General features: G+C 64.8%; 15 protein-coding genes. 4 read left to right on the plus strand and 11 right to left on the minus strand.

Going from position 1 to position 16,270, the window contains the following annotated elements:
* Nucleotides 1-2: 2 nt before the first annotated feature.
* Complete coding sequence (locus ACFVSJ_RS10775; protein WP_387436750.1) at nucleotides 3-824, minus strand: aldo/keto reductase; 822 nt, start codon at nucleotides 822-824, stop codon at nucleotides 3-5.
* A 189-nt stretch (nucleotides 825-1,013) separates the two neighbouring features.
* On the opposite strand from ACFVSJ_RS10775, the gene ACFVSJ_RS10780 reads away from it, so the two are divergent.
* Complete coding sequence (locus ACFVSJ_RS10780) at nucleotides 1,014-1,901, plus strand: helix-turn-helix transcriptional regulator (protein WP_387436752.1); 888 nt, start codon at nucleotides 1,014-1,016, stop codon at nucleotides 1,899-1,901.
* 63 nt (nucleotides 1,902-1,964) lie between these two features.
* On the opposite strand, the gene ACFVSJ_RS10785 is transcribed toward ACFVSJ_RS10780, so the two are convergent.
* A complete protein-coding gene (locus ACFVSJ_RS10785) occupies nucleotides 1,965-2,174 on the minus strand; it encodes a dodecin (RefSeq protein ID WP_347111077.1) in 210 nt (69 codons plus the stop codon).
* 201 nt (nucleotides 2,175-2,375) lie between these two features.
* Between ACFVSJ_RS10785 and ACFVSJ_RS10790 the strand changes: the two genes are divergently transcribed.
* The gene (locus tag ACFVSJ_RS10790) at nucleotides 2,376-2,807 is read left to right on the plus strand and encodes a universal stress protein (RefSeq protein ID WP_387436754.1); all 432 of its coding nucleotides are present in this window, start codon (nucleotides 2,376-2,378) and stop codon (nucleotides 2,805-2,807) included.
* A 79-nt stretch (nucleotides 2,808-2,886) separates the two neighbouring features.
* Here the strand turns inward: ACFVSJ_RS10790 and ACFVSJ_RS10795 are convergent, their stop codons facing one another.
* Genes ACFVSJ_RS10795 through ACFVSJ_RS10820 form a run of 6 tightly spaced genes read right to left on the minus strand, consistent with a single transcriptional unit; the run spans nucleotide 2,887 to nucleotide 10,793 of the window.
* The gene (locus ACFVSJ_RS10795; RefSeq protein ID WP_387436757.1) at nucleotides 2,887-4,581 is read right to left on the minus strand and encodes a thiamine pyrophosphate-binding protein; all 1,695 of its coding nucleotides are present in this window, start codon (nucleotides 4,579-4,581) and stop codon (nucleotides 2,887-2,889) included.
* Nucleotides 4,578-5,354: a cyclase family protein gene (locus tag ACFVSJ_RS10800; protein ID WP_387436759.1), complete on the minus strand. Its 777-nt coding sequence runs from the start codon at nucleotides 5,352-5,354 to the stop codon at nucleotides 4,578-4,580. Before ACFVSJ_RS10800 ends, ACFVSJ_RS10795 begins: the two co-directional genes overlap by 4 nt.
* A 7-nt stretch (nucleotides 5,355-5,361) precedes the next feature.
* Nucleotides 5,362-6,954 carry a phytoene desaturase family protein gene (locus ACFVSJ_RS10805; RefSeq protein WP_387436761.1) on the minus strand — a complete coding sequence of 531 codons (1,593 nt, stop codon included), beginning with the start codon at nucleotides 6,952-6,954 and terminating at the stop codon, nucleotides 5,362-5,364.
* Nucleotides 6,955-6,968: 14 nt separating this feature from the next.
* Entirely contained in the window at nucleotides 6,969-8,708 is a 1,740-nt protein-coding gene (locus ACFVSJ_RS10810) for a flavin reductase (protein WP_387436763.1), read from the minus strand.
* Nucleotides 8,709-8,734: 26 nt separating this feature from the next.
* Nucleotides 8,735-9,973, minus strand: a complete 1,239-nt coding sequence (locus tag ACFVSJ_RS10815) for a styrene monooxygenase/indole monooxygenase family protein (protein WP_387436765.1) — start codon at nucleotides 9,971-9,973, stop codon at nucleotides 8,735-8,737.
* A gap of 31 nt (nucleotides 9,974-10,004) precedes the next feature.
* Nucleotides 10,005-10,793 (minus strand): SDR family oxidoreductase, encoded by a 789-nt coding sequence (locus ACFVSJ_RS10820; protein ID WP_387436767.1) that lies wholly within the window; start codon nucleotides 10,791-10,793, stop codon nucleotides 10,005-10,007.
* 449 nt (nucleotides 10,794-11,242) lie between these two features.
* Here ACFVSJ_RS10820 and ACFVSJ_RS10825 point away from each other — a divergent pair, with 449 nt between their 5' ends.
* Nucleotides 11,243-12,211: an AraC family transcriptional regulator gene (locus ACFVSJ_RS10825; RefSeq protein WP_387436769.1), complete on the plus strand. Its 969-nt coding sequence runs from the start codon at nucleotides 11,243-11,245 to the stop codon at nucleotides 12,209-12,211.
* A 168-nt stretch (nucleotides 12,212-12,379) separates the two neighbouring features.
* Here the strand turns inward: ACFVSJ_RS10825 and ACFVSJ_RS10830 are convergent, their stop codons facing one another.
* The 3 genes from ACFVSJ_RS10830 to ACFVSJ_RS10840 form a co-directional block, all read right to left on the minus strand.
* Nucleotides 12,380-12,952, minus strand: coding sequence for a nucleotidyltransferase domain-containing protein (locus ACFVSJ_RS10830; RefSeq protein ID WP_387437068.1), 573 nt, complete (start codon nucleotides 12,950-12,952; stop codon nucleotides 12,380-12,382).
* Between the two features lie 113 nt (nucleotides 12,953-13,065).
* The gene (locus ACFVSJ_RS10835) at nucleotides 13,066-13,767 is read right to left on the minus strand and encodes a FadR/GntR family transcriptional regulator (RefSeq protein WP_387436771.1); all 702 of its coding nucleotides are present in this window, start codon (nucleotides 13,765-13,767) and stop codon (nucleotides 13,066-13,068) included.
* A gap of 73 nt (nucleotides 13,768-13,840) precedes the next feature.
* Entirely contained in the window at nucleotides 13,841-14,644 is an 804-nt protein-coding gene (locus tag ACFVSJ_RS10840; RefSeq protein ID WP_387436773.1) for an alpha/beta fold hydrolase, read from the minus strand.
* A 131-nt stretch (nucleotides 14,645-14,775) separates the two neighbouring features.
* On the opposite strand from ACFVSJ_RS10840, the gene ACFVSJ_RS10845 reads away from it, so the two are divergent.
* Nucleotides 14,776-16,269: a four-carbon acid sugar kinase family protein gene (locus tag ACFVSJ_RS10845; protein WP_387436774.1), complete on the plus strand. Its 1,494-nt coding sequence runs from the start codon at nucleotides 14,776-14,778 to the stop codon at nucleotides 16,267-16,269.
* Nucleotide 16,270: the final 1 nt, after the last annotated feature.

Here is a 16,270-nt window from a genome sequence, read left to right on the forward strand (position 1 = left end):
CTCTAGAGCTGGGTAAAAGCTGCGACGGCGGGATCGGAGCCGATGCGGGCTCCCGCGTCCAGGGCGGTGATCGCGGCGAGTTCGGATTCGGTGAGGCTCAAGTCCGCCGCGCCGATGTTCTCCCGCATGCGGGCAGAGTCGGCGGACTTGGGAATCACGATGGTGCCCTGGGCCAGGTGCCAGGCGAGGATGACCTGGGCGGGCGTGGTCTCGTGGGCCGCGGCAACCAGGGCCACTTGCTCGGCGTTCAGGTCCTTGCCCTGGCCGAGCGGGCTGTAGGCTTCCACGGCAATCGTCAGGTCGCGGCACTTGTCCGCGAGCCCAGCCTGCTGGAACGTCGGGTGGAGCTCGATCTGATTGACCGCCGGAACCACTTCGGCGTCACGGAGCAGGGTGTCCACGTGGTCGGCAAGGAAGTTGGAGATGCCAATGGCGCGGATTTGCTTGTCCTGGTAAAGCTTCTCCATTTCCTTCCATGCCTGCGTGAAGAGCCCTTGGGACGGAACAGGCCAGTGGATCAGGTACAGGTCCAGCACGTCCAGGCCCAATGCTTCACGGCTGCGCTGGAAAGCATCGTGCGCTTCGCCCTGCTCGCCGTTCCGGAGCTTGGTGGTGATGAAGAGTTCCTCGCGGGGGATGCCCGATGCCGCGATGGCCGCACCCACGCCGGCTTCGTTCCGGTAGGCCGCGGCTGTGTCGATGTGCCTGTATCCGGCTTCGAGAGCGTCTTCCACCACCTTCTGCGTCTCTTCCGGAGGCACTTGGAAGACGCCGAATCCGAGCTGGGGAATGGTGACGCCGTTGTTCAATGTCAGCTCTGGCATGGAAGGTCTCCTTAGACAAGTTGGTTCGTGGAGCCGCGATTTCCAGAAAGCGTTTTCAGTAGGCTCTGTATCGAGCCTATGCAGTTTTGGCCCGCGAGTCAGCCCCACTGCGTGATCCTGTTTTTCCTAGGTCTGCCAGTCCTACCCACAGAGATAGGCGGGTGGCGGTCGCAGGGGCAGAATGGATGGATGGGTCAAAGCGCTGAGTTCGGAAAGTTCCTCAAAGTCATGCGTGCCCGCCTCTCCCCGGACGATGCCGGCGCCTTGGGGTCAACGGGTTCCCGCCGTGTTCCGGGCCTCCGCCGCGAGGAAGTGGCCAGGCTCTCCGGAGTAAGCACGGACTACTACACGCGGCTGGAACAGGGACGGAACATCCACCCGTCCAAAGCGGTCCTCGACTCGGTGGCTCGTGCCCTGCGCCTGGACGCGGGGGAACAGGCCCACATGCTGGACCTGCTGGCTCACTGCGCCAACTCCGCTGCGGGTCCGGGCCCCGTACAGAAGGTTCGCCCTGCCGTACGGCAGCTGCTTGACGCCGTCGGGGATGTCCCGGCGATGGTCCTGGGCCGCCGGACGGATGTCTTGGCCGCCAACCGCATGGCCAACCTGTTGTTCACGGACTTCACGTCTTTGCCTGCCGCGGAACGGAACCTGACCCGCTGGCTGATCCTCGATTCCGCCGCCGGCGTGCTCTTCCGTGACTGGAAGACCGTGGCGGCCGAGGCCGTGGGGTCCTTGCGCATGGACGTCGGACGCCACCCGAACGATCCCCAGACCAATCAGTTGGTGGGTGAACTCGCCGTCCACAGCGAGCACTTCCGCCAATGGTGGGCCGGGCACCGGGTTGCTACCCGCTCCGCCGGCGCCGTCCGCCTGCACCATGCACTCGTGGGCGACCTCGAGTTGAACTTTGAAACCCTCAGTCTCCCGGACGACGCCGACCAGCACCTGCGGGTGTATTCCGCGAAGGCCGGTTCGCCGTCGTCGGACGCTTTGACGCTGCTGAGCAGCTTCGGCGAGGTGGGGGTGGAATCAACGCCAGCCGAGCCTGAACCAGCCCGCCGAGATGACAGTTAATGCCAATGTTTGCGGTAAACATTGGCATTAACTGTCAATTCGGCGAAGGGTTGGAGGGCGGGCTCAGCGTTCCAGGCGGAAGCCAAGCTTGATGGTGACCTGCCAATCGGCCACGGCACCATCCTCAAGGTGGCCGCGGATCTCCTTGACCTCGAACCAGTCCAGGTTGCGAAGGGTCTGGGATGCGGCGGAAATGCCGTTCTTGATGGCGTCGTCAACGCCCTCGGTGGAAGTTCCTACAATTTCGGAAACGCTATACGTGTGGCCAGCCATGGGTGCTCCTCATCATCGTCACTGAATCCTTCGGAAATCCCGGCCCGCCAGGCAGGCCGTCCATGCAGACTAGCCCACGGATCATCGCGCGGCCAGAGCTTGTTTCGGGCATGGCTCCCGTGCCAGTCGTTGCTCGTCCAGCCGCGGGATCGCGTGTAGATTTTCTTGCAGCACCACCCAAACCATCAATGAGGAGCACTCATGTCAGAAGTGATCGTTGTCGGCGTTGACAACAGCGAAACCGCCAAGCGGGCAGCCGTGGCAGCAGCAAAGATGGCCACGGCACTCGGTGCCGAGTTGCACGTGATCAGCGGTTTCTCGGATGACCGCATCGAGGAATTCGGCAGCGGCAGCGACCGCATCACGGTTTCCTCGGCCGATTCCGCCGAGTACGTGGCCCGCAAGGTTGCCGAGGAGCTTGACGTTCCGGACAACAGCGTCAAGTACTACGCCGCCCGCGGTACTCCGGCGAACGCCCTCATCAACTACGCCGAGACGCACAACGCCTCGCTGATCGTTGTGGGCAACAAGCGCATGAAGGGCCTGGGCCGCGTCCTGGGCAGCATCGCGAACAGCGTGGCCCACGGCGCTCCGTGCGACGTGTACATCGTGAACACCGAAGTGGACGCGTAAGCACCCAAGTAGGTCGCAGTTGAGCGCGTTTTGACCGCTCATAACGCGCTTAACTGCGACCCAGTTGGGGGCCCGGCACTTAGTGGCCTTGGAACGCCTCCGCCAGCCACCACGAACCGCCGTCGGAGGCGATCTTCGCGTCGATCACGAGCGGCCTGTCCTGCGTCCCGGCAGCGTACGCCTCCAGCCAAGGCTGCACTGTGGCCAAGTCGCCCACGGTCCGGACAGTGACGCCCTCGGCCCCGAATCCCCGCGCGATGGCGGCGATATCCGTCTCCGGGAACACCACACTGGCTAGATCCTGTTCGGGATTCCCTGACGCGAAATGGTGCACTTCCGCCCCGTATGCGGCGTCGTTGTAGATGATGCAGACCAGCGGCAGCTTCATCCGAACCGCGGTTTCGAGCTCGCTGATGCCCATGAGGAACCCGCCGTCGCCGGCACCGAGCACCGGGAGACGGTCCGGTTGCGCCGCGGCTGCTCCGATTGCCGTGTACAGCCCCAGCCCGATCGCCTGGAAAGCCTGCGTGAAGCAGAAACCGAACTCGTCCGGCACGGCAAGATACTGGCTCGGGTAGCCCATGAAGTTGCCCGAATCCACGGAAACGATCCGCTCGGCCGGGAGCAAGGAATCCAGTTCGCGGCTCAGGACGCGTGGATCTATACGGACATCCGTGGACACATCCGGAGTGGAAACGTCCCGCCACCGCGAACCCTCCTTGATGGCCAACGCATTCGCCTCGGTGCGGTACTTCTCTGCGGGCTCCGGCTGTGAAGCGGCCAGCGCGGCCAAGGCGTCCGTGGCGGTCAGTGCGGAGTCACCCAGCACGCCCAGCGAGATGGGCCGGTTGGCGCCCAGCGCGGCGTCTTCGACGTCGATCTGGACCACCTTGGCGTCCGGGGAGATCAGGAGTCCGTGCCGCATGGTCCACATGTTCAGCGTGCAGCCCCACCCGACGATCAGGTCTGCTCCGCTGATGAACTCCGCCGTGACGGGCGAGGAGAAACCGCCGGAAATCCCGAGGTTGTGCGGATCGCCGTTGAACAGGCCGCTCGCCACCGCGGAGGTCGCTACCAGGGCACCGGCATGCCGCGCCAGGGCCAAGATTTGGTCCCGGGCACCCCGCCCGCCGCGCCCGGCCACGAACACCGGCCGCTCAGCTTCGGCGATCAAAGCCACCAGCCGCTGCACCGCGGCGTCGTCCGGCCGCACCGTCCAGGGAACAGGTACGACGACGGCACCCACCTCGTCCGCGGCGGCTCCACTTTGGATGTCGAGCGGCAAGCTGAGGACCACGGTGCGGCGCTCGTTGACGGCGGTGCGGAAGGCCCGGACGGTGTCAGCTACGGCGGTTGCGGGGGAGTGGATGCGTTCGGCCACGGCGCCGACGCTGCGTGCCAGGGCGTCCTGGTCGATCTTGAAGTTTGACCTCGTAGCGGCTGCCTGGGTGTCGGCTGTCAGGACGATCATGGGTGTGCGGCTCTTGGCAGCTTCCCCTACGCCGGTGATGGCGTTGGTGAGTCCACAGCCTTGATGCGTGGTGACCACGCCTACTTTGCCGGACATCCGCCCGTAGGCATCGGCCATGGTGGCGGCACCGCCCTCATGCCGGGCAGCAGTGAAGGGAACGCCTTCAGCCATGAGGGTGCCGGTGACATCGAAGTTGCCGCTGCCCACCACGCCGAAGACATGCCCGACGCCGAGCTTCGCCAACGTCCGCCCGACGAGCGTGGAAACCCTGGGCTGCCCGTTCAATTCCGGTTCCGTGCTCATGCGTGCTCCACCAGCGCATACACGCGGCTGGGACTGCCCGTGCCACCGACGATGGGCAGTGGAGCAACCACCAGCGTGGCGCCGGTGACCGGGAGCCGGTCCACGTTCCGCAGCGACGTCACACCATACTTGTCGGCGCCCAGCAGGAAGGAGTGGACCGGGAACATCGGGTCCAAGGTACCGGCCTGCCCGGCGTCGATACCCACGGTTTCCACGCCGAAACCGCTGATCGAGGCGTTGCCCGCGAGCCATTTGGCACCTGCCGCGGAGACCCCGGGAGTGTGGGGACCGGCGTCGTCCGCGTTGACGAAAGCCGCAGCGTCCCCGCCGCGGGCCGCCCAACCGGTGCGGAAGATGACCCAGCAGTTCTCCGGGAACAACCCGTGCTCAGACTGCCACTGCTCGAAGTGTTCCGGTTCCAGCAGGAAATCAGGGTCCTCCGCAGCTTCGGCAACCTTATCGATGACCGCAACCGGTCCCACCAGTCGGTGGGGTTCGATCTGGTCCACGGATTTGCCGTCCTTGCCGGTGATCCAGTGGACCGGGGCGTCCAGGTGCGTCCCGGCGTGCTCCCCAACAGTGACGTCGTTCCACGCCCAGGCCGGGCCGGCGTCGTCGAAATTGCTGACCGGCGAGACCGAGAGTCCCACCGTGTTCGCGAACGGCTGCGGCAGGTTCAGGATGGGGGTTTCGGAGCTGAGCGGGGTGGTGAGGTCGATGATTTCCACCGAGCCATTCGAAAGGGCTGCAGTGAGCCCGGCCAGAACAGACATTGTTCTCCTATCGCGTGGTGTTCTTGGATCGTTTGGACATGATGCGCTGGGCCGCGAGGTGGCCGGAACCGCCGGAGAGGCCCGGCCCCGGGTGGGTTGAGGCACCGATGTGCCAGAGGCCTTTGACGTGTGTTTGGTGCCCCGCGGCTTGGGGAAACGGCCGCCACAGCAGGTTTTGGAAGAGCTCGGCCGATCCGCCGTAGGGGTCGCCGTGCACTGCGTTCGGGTTGGCGGCGGCGAGGTCCGTCGGGGCGATGATGTCGGAGGCGAGGACGGTTGCCTGGGTTCCGGGGGCAAACTGCTCCAGCCTGGACAGGACCCGTTCAAGGTAGCCCTGCTTGAGCTTCTCGGTCCAGCCTTCCGCTACGGAGAGCTGGCCCGCCGCGTCCCCCACAGGGGAGAAGGGGACCTCCTGGAGTTGGAGCCATAGCGTCGCCTTGCCCTCCGGTGCGCGCGATGGGTCCAGGACATATTGCTGGCCCACCACCACCGTGGGCTCAGCCGGCAGCAGGCCTGCCTCCGCCTGGGCGCACGCAATGCCCGTACTGTCCGAACCGCTGCTGAGATGGATCAGTGGAACGTTGTTCAGCCGGGGATCGAGCCACTCCACGGGCTTGTCCAGTGCCAGATGGATCTGCATGGCGCCGCGGCCGTTCTGGTATCGGGTTGCTGCCTCGGACAGCTCCGCCGGCGCATCGGGGAGCAGCCGCGTGTAGAGGGCCTGTGGTGAAACGTTGGCCAGGACCGTGGTTGCCGGAACGATCCCCTGGGACGTCCGGACCCCGGTCACCGAGCCGGATACGGACAGGATCTCCTGGGCTTCGGCACCCACCATGATCCGGACCCCGTGATCACGCAACAGTGACTCAAAGGCCTCGACAAAGCGCGAGGCACCACCTTTCACTACGGGAAGGCCAAAGCCGTGCATGCTCATCGCCATGACGGGCAGCATCACCCCACCCGTCGCCTGGTCCGGCCCGAGCCCGGCGTGCAGGAGCCACGGCGACCACAGCTGGTCCACTTCCCAACCATCGAAGCGGCTGCGGAGGTAGTTCCGGCCGCTCATCACCGAATTCCGGACAAACTGCTCGTTAGCCTTGATCCGGCCGGTCCGCAGGGCACCGAAGGCCAGTTTCAAGACCCCCGCAAAAGAACGAAGCTCGGCTCCGAAAGCCCCGAACACGGTGCCGGAGTGCCTGCCCAGCTCATCCAGCATGGCGAGGTAGGCCGCTTGGTCCTGCGGCTCCTTGAATGCTGCCGCCGTTTCAGCCGGATCGCGGTGGGCGATGACCACCCGGCGGCCGCCCGACGGGTCGGCGGCAACCGAGGCCGTCACGGCGCCGGAGGTGTTGCAGTACTCGAGGCCCCTCGCGTGCAGATCACTTCCCAAGGCCGCATAGGCGCCGCCCGATACGAACAGCGGATGCCAGGACGAGAACGAGTCGTGGATGAACCCTGGGAGCGTCCGTTCTCCGGAGTGGATGAAGCCGCCCAAGCGCTCGGACTGCTCGATCAGGCACACCCGTTGCCCGGCCATCGCCAGTTCCGCTGCCGCAACCAGGGAGTTGATGCCGGAACCGATCACAGCAACGTCGTACATGGAGGGATCCTCTCTCAGAAATCGGGGTGCGTGGCCGTGGCGTGGTACTTGCCGCTGTGGAACACGAGGGGAGCGCCGCCGTCGTTGCTGTATTTCTCCACCTCGCCAACGTAAATCACATGGTCGCCCGCGTCGTGGCGCGACACCGTGCGGCACTGGAACGTGGCCACGGCGCCATCCAGCAGGGGAACCCCCGCGATGCCTTCGGTGGTCTCCGCTCCAGCGAACTTGTCCGTGGACGGAGTGGCGAATTGGCGCGAGAGGACGTGCTGGTCGCTGGCCAGGATGTTGATGGCGAAGTGGGACGCGTCCTCGAAGTCCGTCAGGCTGGGGGCACGTTTGCTGGGGCACCAGAGCACCAGCGGCGGCTCCATGGAAACCGAGGTGAAGGAGTTCGCCGTCATGCCCACCTTCCGGCCATCGGGAGAGACAGTGGTGACCACCGTGACACCGGTGGCGAACTGCCCCAGCGCGCTCCGGAAATCGCGGACGTCGAACACCGAGGTGTCCTCTTCCTTCCGTGCCTGCATGAAGTCCGCGGCCGCCGTCGGATCGAACCACCAGGGGTAGGACGTGCGGGGATCGTCGAACCCGGCGACGATGCTCGCCGCCAGCGCCGGGTGCTCCGCCGCCTCGCTCAGGAGGGTCACCTGGTGGTCCCGCCGCGGTTTGAGCAGGTCATTGGTCCACGCAACGGACCATTGCCCCCAGCCACGCCAGAACTCGTCGAAGGTCCGCTCCATCCACTCGCGGTCAAACGCCTGCTTGCCGCGCCGGACGATTGAATCGAGGTAATACTTCGCGGCCAGCGTGGCGTTGTTGGACCCCTGTCCGGTCAAGGGATCGTTGAGGACCACGGCATCGCCCAAGCCGAACACCAGGCTGCCATTCGCAAGCTCGCCGACAGCGGAACGCACGGTGGGCGTGATGCGACCCAGGAGCGTGGCGCCGCTATCGGTCAGTTGCGCCCCCTCGAAGGCCTGCGCCTCGTGCGGGAAATGGTCGCGCAGGATCTCCAGCGAACGCTCCAGCTGCTCTTCGGGAGTCACGACGCCGGCCCAACGGTCCATGGGGCCGCCCACCACGCCCTCGAACACCATCATGCGGCAGGGCCCGGACACTGTGAGGCCGGGGAACGTGAAGAACTCGCCCACGCCGGGTGCCATGGACATCCGGATGCCGTCGCCGCCCGGGCCGGCGGCAGCACCGCCGTCGTTATTGCCGGCTGCGGTGACGTAGTTCAGGGCCAGGACGCGCTGGGGGCGGTCGAAAGGCGACTTGGCCTTGTCCCGCGGGAAGATCTGGCCGATCTCGCCCTTGCCCGTGCTGACGATCACCAGTTCGTAGTCGCGGGACAATTCCTCCAGCATGCGCGGGGTGACTTTCTCGATCCGGAAGTCGCCGCCCGCAGCGACGAACCGTTCGATCCACTGGGCACTCTTGATGCGCTGGTCGATGGACCGGGCCGGGGCGTCCAGCGGAGCTTCCCATTCGATGACCTCCGGCTCGCGGTCGACGCGGACCCTGATGGACGTGATCTCCGGAACGGCTCCTGATTCTTGTGGTGCTGTGCCCATCTGGGCCTCGGCGTCCAAGGCCGTGGAGAACATGCACTGGCTGGACATGACTTTTCCGGTGCGGATCTGGGCCGCCGAGCGATCAGAAAACAGCGTGACCGCGTAGCCCTCCCGCTGCAGGCCCAAGGCCAGTTGGGCGCCGGATTCGCCGGCCCCGATAATTGCGATGTTGCGCATGGTGAGTCCTTAGTAGCAGGGGCGTGCTAGGAAACGTTGGCCTCTTGAAGGCTGGCGAGGTAATCGGCAGCTTTGTCCGGGTGCATGAACCACTCCTGGAACTCAGGAGGGTGGTTGAACCCGTTCGCGAAGCGATGGGCGATCTCAGGTGCTTGGTTGGCCGCGCCCAGGAGTTCCAGGACATGCGGCGGGGGAGGAGCCAGCAACGCATTGGTCCACTGGGCAACGTGCTGTGCGTAGTCCCAGTAGCGCTCGAACGTAGCCTGCATGAATCCGGCGTTGTACTCGCCGCCGTGCCGGACGATGCTGTCCAGGTACGACGCCGCACACTTGCTCGCGTTGTTTGAACCCTGACCGGTGATGGGATCGTTCAAAACCACGACGTCGGCCAGGCCCAGTACCTGCCTGCCGCTGGGGAGCGTTGCGATCGGGTGGCGGACGGTGGGGGCGAAGCGGCCCTGCAGGATGCCGTTGGGGTCGGTCAGTTCCACGTCGTTGGCCCGCTCGGCTTCCCAGGGAAGGAAGGTCTTGAGGATGTTCTTGGAGGTTTCCAGGTGCTCCTCGGGAGTGAGGCCCTTCCAGACATCCATGGGGCCGCCGGGTACGCCTTCGAAGACCATGATTTCGCAGGGGCCTGTGGTGGTGAGCGCCGGGAAAACGAAGTACTCGCCCACTCCCGGGATGAGGTTGAAGGACACCGCGGAGTAATCCTCGCGGGGCGTCAGGCCCTTCACGTAGGTCAGGGCCAGCGCGCGCTGGGGAGCATCGTAGGTGCTGCGCGCGGCGTCGCGGGTGAAGAGCTGCGCGATCTCTCCCTTGCCGGCGGCCACGATCACCAGGTCCGAGTTCAGGGTGTACCGTTCAAGGTCCTCCACACCGGCGTCTTCGAACACCAGCTCACCGCCGCGCTTGGTGAATTCCTCCATGAACCGGGGGAACTTGACGCGCTGGTCGATGGATTTGGCGTGGTTGTCCAGTCGTGAGGCCCAGCTGATGGCCTTTTCGCCCGGCAGCTCAGGGTGCGGGATGGTGAAGGAAATGCCGTCGACTGTGGGTGCGTCGGGCCAGAAATCCAGCCCGAGGTTCCTCTCGTGTTCCAAGGCATTGTGGAAGATGCACTGGCTCGAAGCTACCTTGCCGTCGCGGATTTCCTCCGGGGTGCGGTTCGAGATGGTGGTGACCTGGAAGCCGGCGTCCAGCAGGCCGATGCCCAGCTGCAGGCCCGACTGGCCTGCACCGACGATGGTGATGTGGCGTTGCGTCATGGTGTTGGATCTTTCTTCTCGTTGGAGTGGTTCAGTTGGCCGCGAGCAGCGGGATGGTTTCTTCGGCGCGTTCCGGCCCCAAAGCCGAGTAGCCGCCGTCGACAGCCCAATCGGCGCCGGTCACGAAACTCGCTTGGTCGCCGGCAAGGAAGGCGACGACGTCACCCACCTCGTGCGGGCGGCCCACCCGCTTGAGTGCGTGGAAGGGCGCGGCCACGGAATCCGTCTTTTCAAGGTTGCCGTTGCTGAGGGAGTCCATGATGTTGCTCCACACCCAGCCAGGGCTCACCGAGTTGACCCGGATGCCGTCCGACGCGAAATCGACGGCCATGCTGCGGGTTACCTGGACCAGTGCGGCTTTGCTGGCGGGGTAGAGCCAACGGCCGGTCTGGGCCACTGAGCTGGAAATGGAGGTGAAATTGATAATGACTCCGTGTCCTGACTTTGCCAGATGCGGCCGCGCGGTGTTGGCCGCCACTACCGCGCTGACCAGGTTGACGTTGAGCGCTTCCAACCACTCGGCCCGGCCTGATGCTGCTCCTTCATCCTTGTATGTGCAGGCGAGGTTGACCAGGATGTCCAGGCTTCCGTGTTTGGCAACGGTCCCTTCCACGAGATCGTTGACGGCGGCATCGTCGGTGATGTCCGTGTGGGAGTAGTGGATTCCTTCTCCGAGCGCCTTGGCGAGGGTGCCGCCGTCGGGGTTGATGTCAGCGACCACCACGGTGGCGCCGGCGTCCCGCAGGGCGGTGACCACACCCTGGCCCACCTTGGTTGCCCCGCCGGTGACGACCGCTGTCCTGCCGCTGAGTCCTGTCATGGCCAAACCTCCGCTTTATCGTGTTACGGAAATATGACGTGCGTCATATTTGTCTTGGAAGCGACTCTAGAGAGCCGTCGGTATCCGGAATATCCAGTTGGCGCGGCGATCATCCGAAAAGCGCAGAGGCCGCTCAGTCGCCCAGCTCATCGGCCGGCTCGACGTCCCAACCGGCCCAGGGTGTCGCGGTCAGGCGTGTGTCCGGCAGTCGTAGTTGGCTTTCCCACGCCTCGAAGTGGCGTTCCCACTCCTCGCGGCGATTGTTGACGAGTTTGATGTTCTTCGCGGGTGCTCACCTCGATTCAGTGCTGTTGCGGGAATATGACGTGCGTCATACTTGTTCTAAAAGCGACTCTAGGCAGCAGCGGATGCACGGAATATCCAGAAGGCGTGAGGATCATCCGATAAGCGCAATGCGTTGCTTGCAGACCCTGTGAAGTAGGTGCCCGATGGTGAGGATCCTTCCCCGCGATGTTCTGCGCGGGCAGCCGACCACGGCCACCAAGGATGTCGACGAGGCACATGCCAAGATTGCCGAGTTGTTCTGCGGCCATGAGCTCGCGCCCCGGACCCGCACGGCCGCGGTGAACATGAAGCTGCGCTCGCAGCATCGCGGGGACGTGGGAATCGAGTTCCTGGACTACGGATCCGACGTCCGCATTGATCCGGAAGGGTTGCAGGACTTCCACTTGGTCCAGATACCTTTGGCCGGCCATGCTTCGATGCGCGTGGGCTCGCAGACGGTTGAATCTACCCCGCGCATGGCCACCGTTCCGCCGCTCGACAGGCCATTCTCCATGGCGTGGGACGCCGGGAGCCCGCACCTGATCGTGTACGTGCGCCGAACGGCACTTGAGCGCGTTGCCTTGGAGCTATACGGGCAGCAGGGCAGTGCGCTGGGCTACGGCATGGACCTCGCAAGCGGCGCCGGCCGCGCTTTCCTGAGGTCCGTCGTCGAACTTCACGATGACCTGATCAGCCAGCCGGCTGCCGCCGCCCCCGCCTTCGTGCAGGGGTTGCTGGCGGACGGCATGATGTCCCGGCTGTTGATGGCGATGGAGCCCGCGGCTCCCGTTTCCCGCGACGAAGAGTCCGAAAGTCGGCTGGTCCGGGAATGCCGGGAACTCCTGGAACGGCACGCTATTGAGGAACTTACCGTCCCGGATATCGCCGAATGCCTGGGCGTTTCCGTGCGAACCCTGCAGACGGCGCTGCGGGCGGAAACCGGTGCCACGCCGTCGGAGTTGCTGCGGTCCATCCGCCTGGACCGTGCCCGCGAAATGCTGCTTGAGGCGACCCCCCGCGAGCAGACCGTCACCGCTGTGGCCGAGTTGTGCGGCTTCACGCATCAGGGCAGGTTCTCGGCGCTGTACCTGCAGACGTTCGGTGAGCTCCCATCGGAGAGCCTCCGCCGCTGACCCCAACTGGGTCGCATTAGTGCGCGTTATGACGGCTCACAACGCGCACAAATGCGACCCAGTTGGGCATGATTCCGCGCCTAGCTCTGAGCTCGTTCAATCAGTGCGTCCATCGCCCTTGCCTAGCCGGCCTTTGCGGATGCTTTCGTTCCCTTGCGCCGTCCTCACTCAGGCCGCCTGGGCGCCACGCAGTTTGCGCTTCAGCCACTTGCCGTCCCCGTAAATCGTCTGCCCTTCGGACACGATGGAATCGAAGATGGGGGCCGGTGCTACTTCCGACTCTCGGTAAACAAGTGGTCGGGTGTCGTTCCCGGTCCAAGCGCTGAGGCCTGCGGCTAAGTCCGCAATCCGTGTCTCGGCTTGCAACTCGTCAACGGCGTCGGGGAGGGCAATGAACAGGTCAATATCGCTATCAGTCCGCATATCATTACGTACTGCCGAGCCGAAGATAGTGACGACGATGGGCCGGAATTCCCATGCGCGCACAGTTTGTTTAGTGCGCTCGGACAGTAGCTCTTTCGCGGACGCCATGGACTTCACGTAATCAGCCAAGAGATGGTCTTGGTTGAGGCTGTAAGTGTGGGTCCTCCCGGCAAGTTTCTCCACGACGATGCCCTGTTCCACCAGCCTGACCAGTGCCTTGCGAACTCCGGCCAGCGAGCCCTTTTCGGGAAGCAGCGCATTAAGGCCCGGCGCGGTGAAGTCCGCCTCCGCCCGCGCGAGTACGTAGAGCACGCCCATATCCAACGTAGGACTAATGGCAGTCAGCGGATTTTGCAGCCTCAAATCAACCCCCAAGGTCTACTATTGTGCGCTTATATACACAATAGTAGACCTTCGACGGGGGTGACGCGCTACGCCTCCAGCACGTACGTCTTCAGGTCGTCCAGGGTCTGCTGCATGTGGGCGTCCATCGCGAGCCTGGCGTCGTTGGGATTCCGGGAAGACAACGCAGTGGTGATGTTCCGGTGGTGCCCGATCGCGTGCTCCTGGATCTCCGGTACCGCGGAGGTTTCGGTGCGGCGGGCTTCCAAGACCCGGTGCAGCGGCTCAAAGAGTACGGCTACAAACACGTTCCCCGAAGCGTGCAGGATGACGTCGTGGAACGCGAGGTCGGCCTCCACGAAGGCGGCAACATCGTTGACTTCGTGCGCGGCCTGCATCTTGTCCACGTGGTCCTTGAGCAGGGCAAGGTCCTGGTCCGAGATCCGCTCGGCGGCCAATTCGCAGGCACCGGTTTCCAGCATGCGCCGGAGTTCGATCAACTGGATGGCGGCCTCGGCATCCTTGGTGCCTTCGGACGCTGCCCGCAGCACGGCCTCAAGGGACGCCCACTGGTTGAGCGGATTGACGAACGTTCCGCGACCCCGTTCAACGCTCAGGATCCGCTGCGCCTCGAGGGTTTTCATGGCTTCACGCACGGTCATGCGGCTCACCTCATGCTTGGCGCTGAGCTCCAGCTCGCCCGGGACTACCGTTCCGGGCGGAAACTCGCCCGCCACAATCCGGTCCAGCAGCTCATCAGCAACGACGCCGACCAGCGACTTGCGTGCCATGTGTCCCCATTTCTGTACTTCGGACCCTCCGGCCGCAGGATTTTCCTTCCGGGCGGAATGGTTGTCAGACATCTTACGCTGGCGGTTGCCAGCTTGTTCTCCAAAATTCATTCAATGTCGCAGCGCACTCACCGGGCCGTTCCCAGTGGACGCTGTGCCCGGCGTCGGCTATTGCGTGCAGACGCCGGCCCGGGGCTGCGGCAACGAATGCTTCCATCTGCCCGAGCGACCGCACGCGGTCCCCGGTTCCGGCGATCACCAGCAGTGGCGCGTGGACGCGCCCGGGCACTGAAGGTTCGACGCCGGTCATGGCCGCCTTCGCGCTGGCAGCGAGAACCGGAAAGGGCGTATCAAACCCCGTGCTGAGCAGCTCCTTGTCCCCCGCGGAGAGCTCTCCGTACCAAGCGTCCATGCACCGCGCGATCGTTCCGGCATCGAAAAAGCCTTGCTCTGCCTGGGATTCAAGCATTCGTCGGAATCCGGGGTTTGGCGGTGCAGGGACCATGCCCACCAAGGCCACCGTGGCCACGAGTTCCGGTCTGGAGGCGGCCAGTGTCAGCGAGACACTCCCGCCCATCGAGTGGCCCACCAGGTGCACTCGGCCACCGCCGCGCGCCTCGATCGCTGCCGCAACCGAGGCCGCCGCCGAATCCAACGTCCACTCAAACCCGGCGGGCAGTTCCTGGCTCGGGTGGTAGCCGGGCAGGTCCACCGTCCAGACGGGTCGTCCGGTGTCCAGCAGTAAAGCAGTCAACGGCTCCCAATACACGGAGCCGGAAGCCCAGCCGTGGATCAAGACGGCTGGAACGTGGCCGCCGGAGGGATCCAAGGGCTCGCGCACGTGCACGAAGCACAGCGGATCCGGGTTTCCAGCCATGGTCCCAGCCTAGTGACGGGAGGCACCTTGCGCGGTGAAGAGCCGTGTGTCACACTAGCATTCAAATGTTAGATGTCTGACATCTTACATTCACAAAACTGCCACACAGATTTCCCACGATGGAGTGCACCGTGATCCTTGAAGCCGACGTTCTGGCCGCCTTCCCGGCGGAAGTTCAGATCCCCGCTCAACTCGTGGCCGACGCCGTTGCCGCGTCCTCTGCTGATACCCCAAAGATCCTGGTGGTCCTGGATGATGACCCCACAGGAACCCAATCGGTGGCCGACCTCGCGGTCCTTACCCGCTGGGACGTGGAGGACTTCACCTGGGCCTTCACCCACATCCGCGAGAACCAGACCAAGCCTGCTGTCTACGTGTTGAGCAACACCCGTAGCCTGGACCCGGCCGAAGCCGCGGCCAGGAACGAGGAAATCGTCCGCAACGCCCTGGCCGCAGCGGCCGGCATCGTCAAGCTGGGCTTCGTGAGCCGCAGCGACTCCACCCTCCGCGGCCATTACCCGCTGGAGCCGGACGTCATCGCCGCCACCGTGGCTGCTGAAACCGGCGAAGCCACGGACGGCGTCGTCATCGTTCCGGCCTTCCCCGACGCCGGCCGCGTCACCATCGGAGGGGTGCACTACATGCGCGCCTCCGGAGAAGACGCCGGCTACCTCACCCCCGTGGCCGAAACCGAATTCGCCAAGGACGCCTCCTTCGGGTTCGCCAACTCCGAAATGGCCAAGTACGTGGAGGAGAAGTCGAAAGGACGCTTCGCCGCAGAAAACGTGATCGTCCTGGACCTGAACATCATCCGCGCAGGCGCCGCAGCCAACGACCCCGCGATCTCCGCCAAGGCCATCGCCGACGCCCTCGAGTCCGCCACGGATTCCACCCCGATCGTGGCCGACATCGTCACCGAAAACGACTTCCGCGCCCTCGCCCTGGGCCTGGAGGAAGCAGAACGCCGCGGCAAGAAGCTCCTCTACCGCGTGGGCCCGCCGTTCGTCCGCGGCCGCATCGGCCAGGAAATCCGCACGGCACTCACCAGCGAAGAAGCCTACGAGGGCAACACCCCCTCCACCGCCGGTGGCCTGATCGTCGTCGGATCCCACGTGGGTCTCACCACCCGCCAGCTCAACGTCCTTACCAGCGAGCACAGCTCGGCAAGGATCATCGAGATCGATGTCGAGAAGCTGCTCACCACAGCAACCGAAGCAGACGAGTACATCGGCACCGTGGTGTCCGACGTCGTCGAAGCCCTCCGCGAAGGCGACGTGATCGTCCACACCAGCCGCCTGCTCATCAAGACCGACGACGCCGCAGCGAGCCTGAAGATCGCCCGCACCGTCTCGGCCGCCGTCGTGGCTGTCGTGAACCGGACCCTGAAGACCTTCCCGCCGCGCTTCGTTATTGCCAAGGGTGGCATCACCTCCTCCGACGTTGCAGCGCACGGCCTGGAAATCCGCCACGCAATCGTCCGCGGCCCCATGCTGCCGGGCATCGTCTCCCTCTGGGAACCGGTGGACGGCCCGGCCAAGGGCATCCCGTACATCGTCTTCGCAGGCAACGTGGGCGACGACCAATCCCTCGCCCAAGTCACCCGCAAACTCAGCAACACCTTCTAAC

The organism is Paenarthrobacter sp. NPDC058040 (assembly GCF_042885775.1).
In the GTDB taxonomy this organism is placed as follows: Bacteria; Actinomycetota; Actinomycetes; order Actinomycetales; family Micrococcaceae; genus Arthrobacter.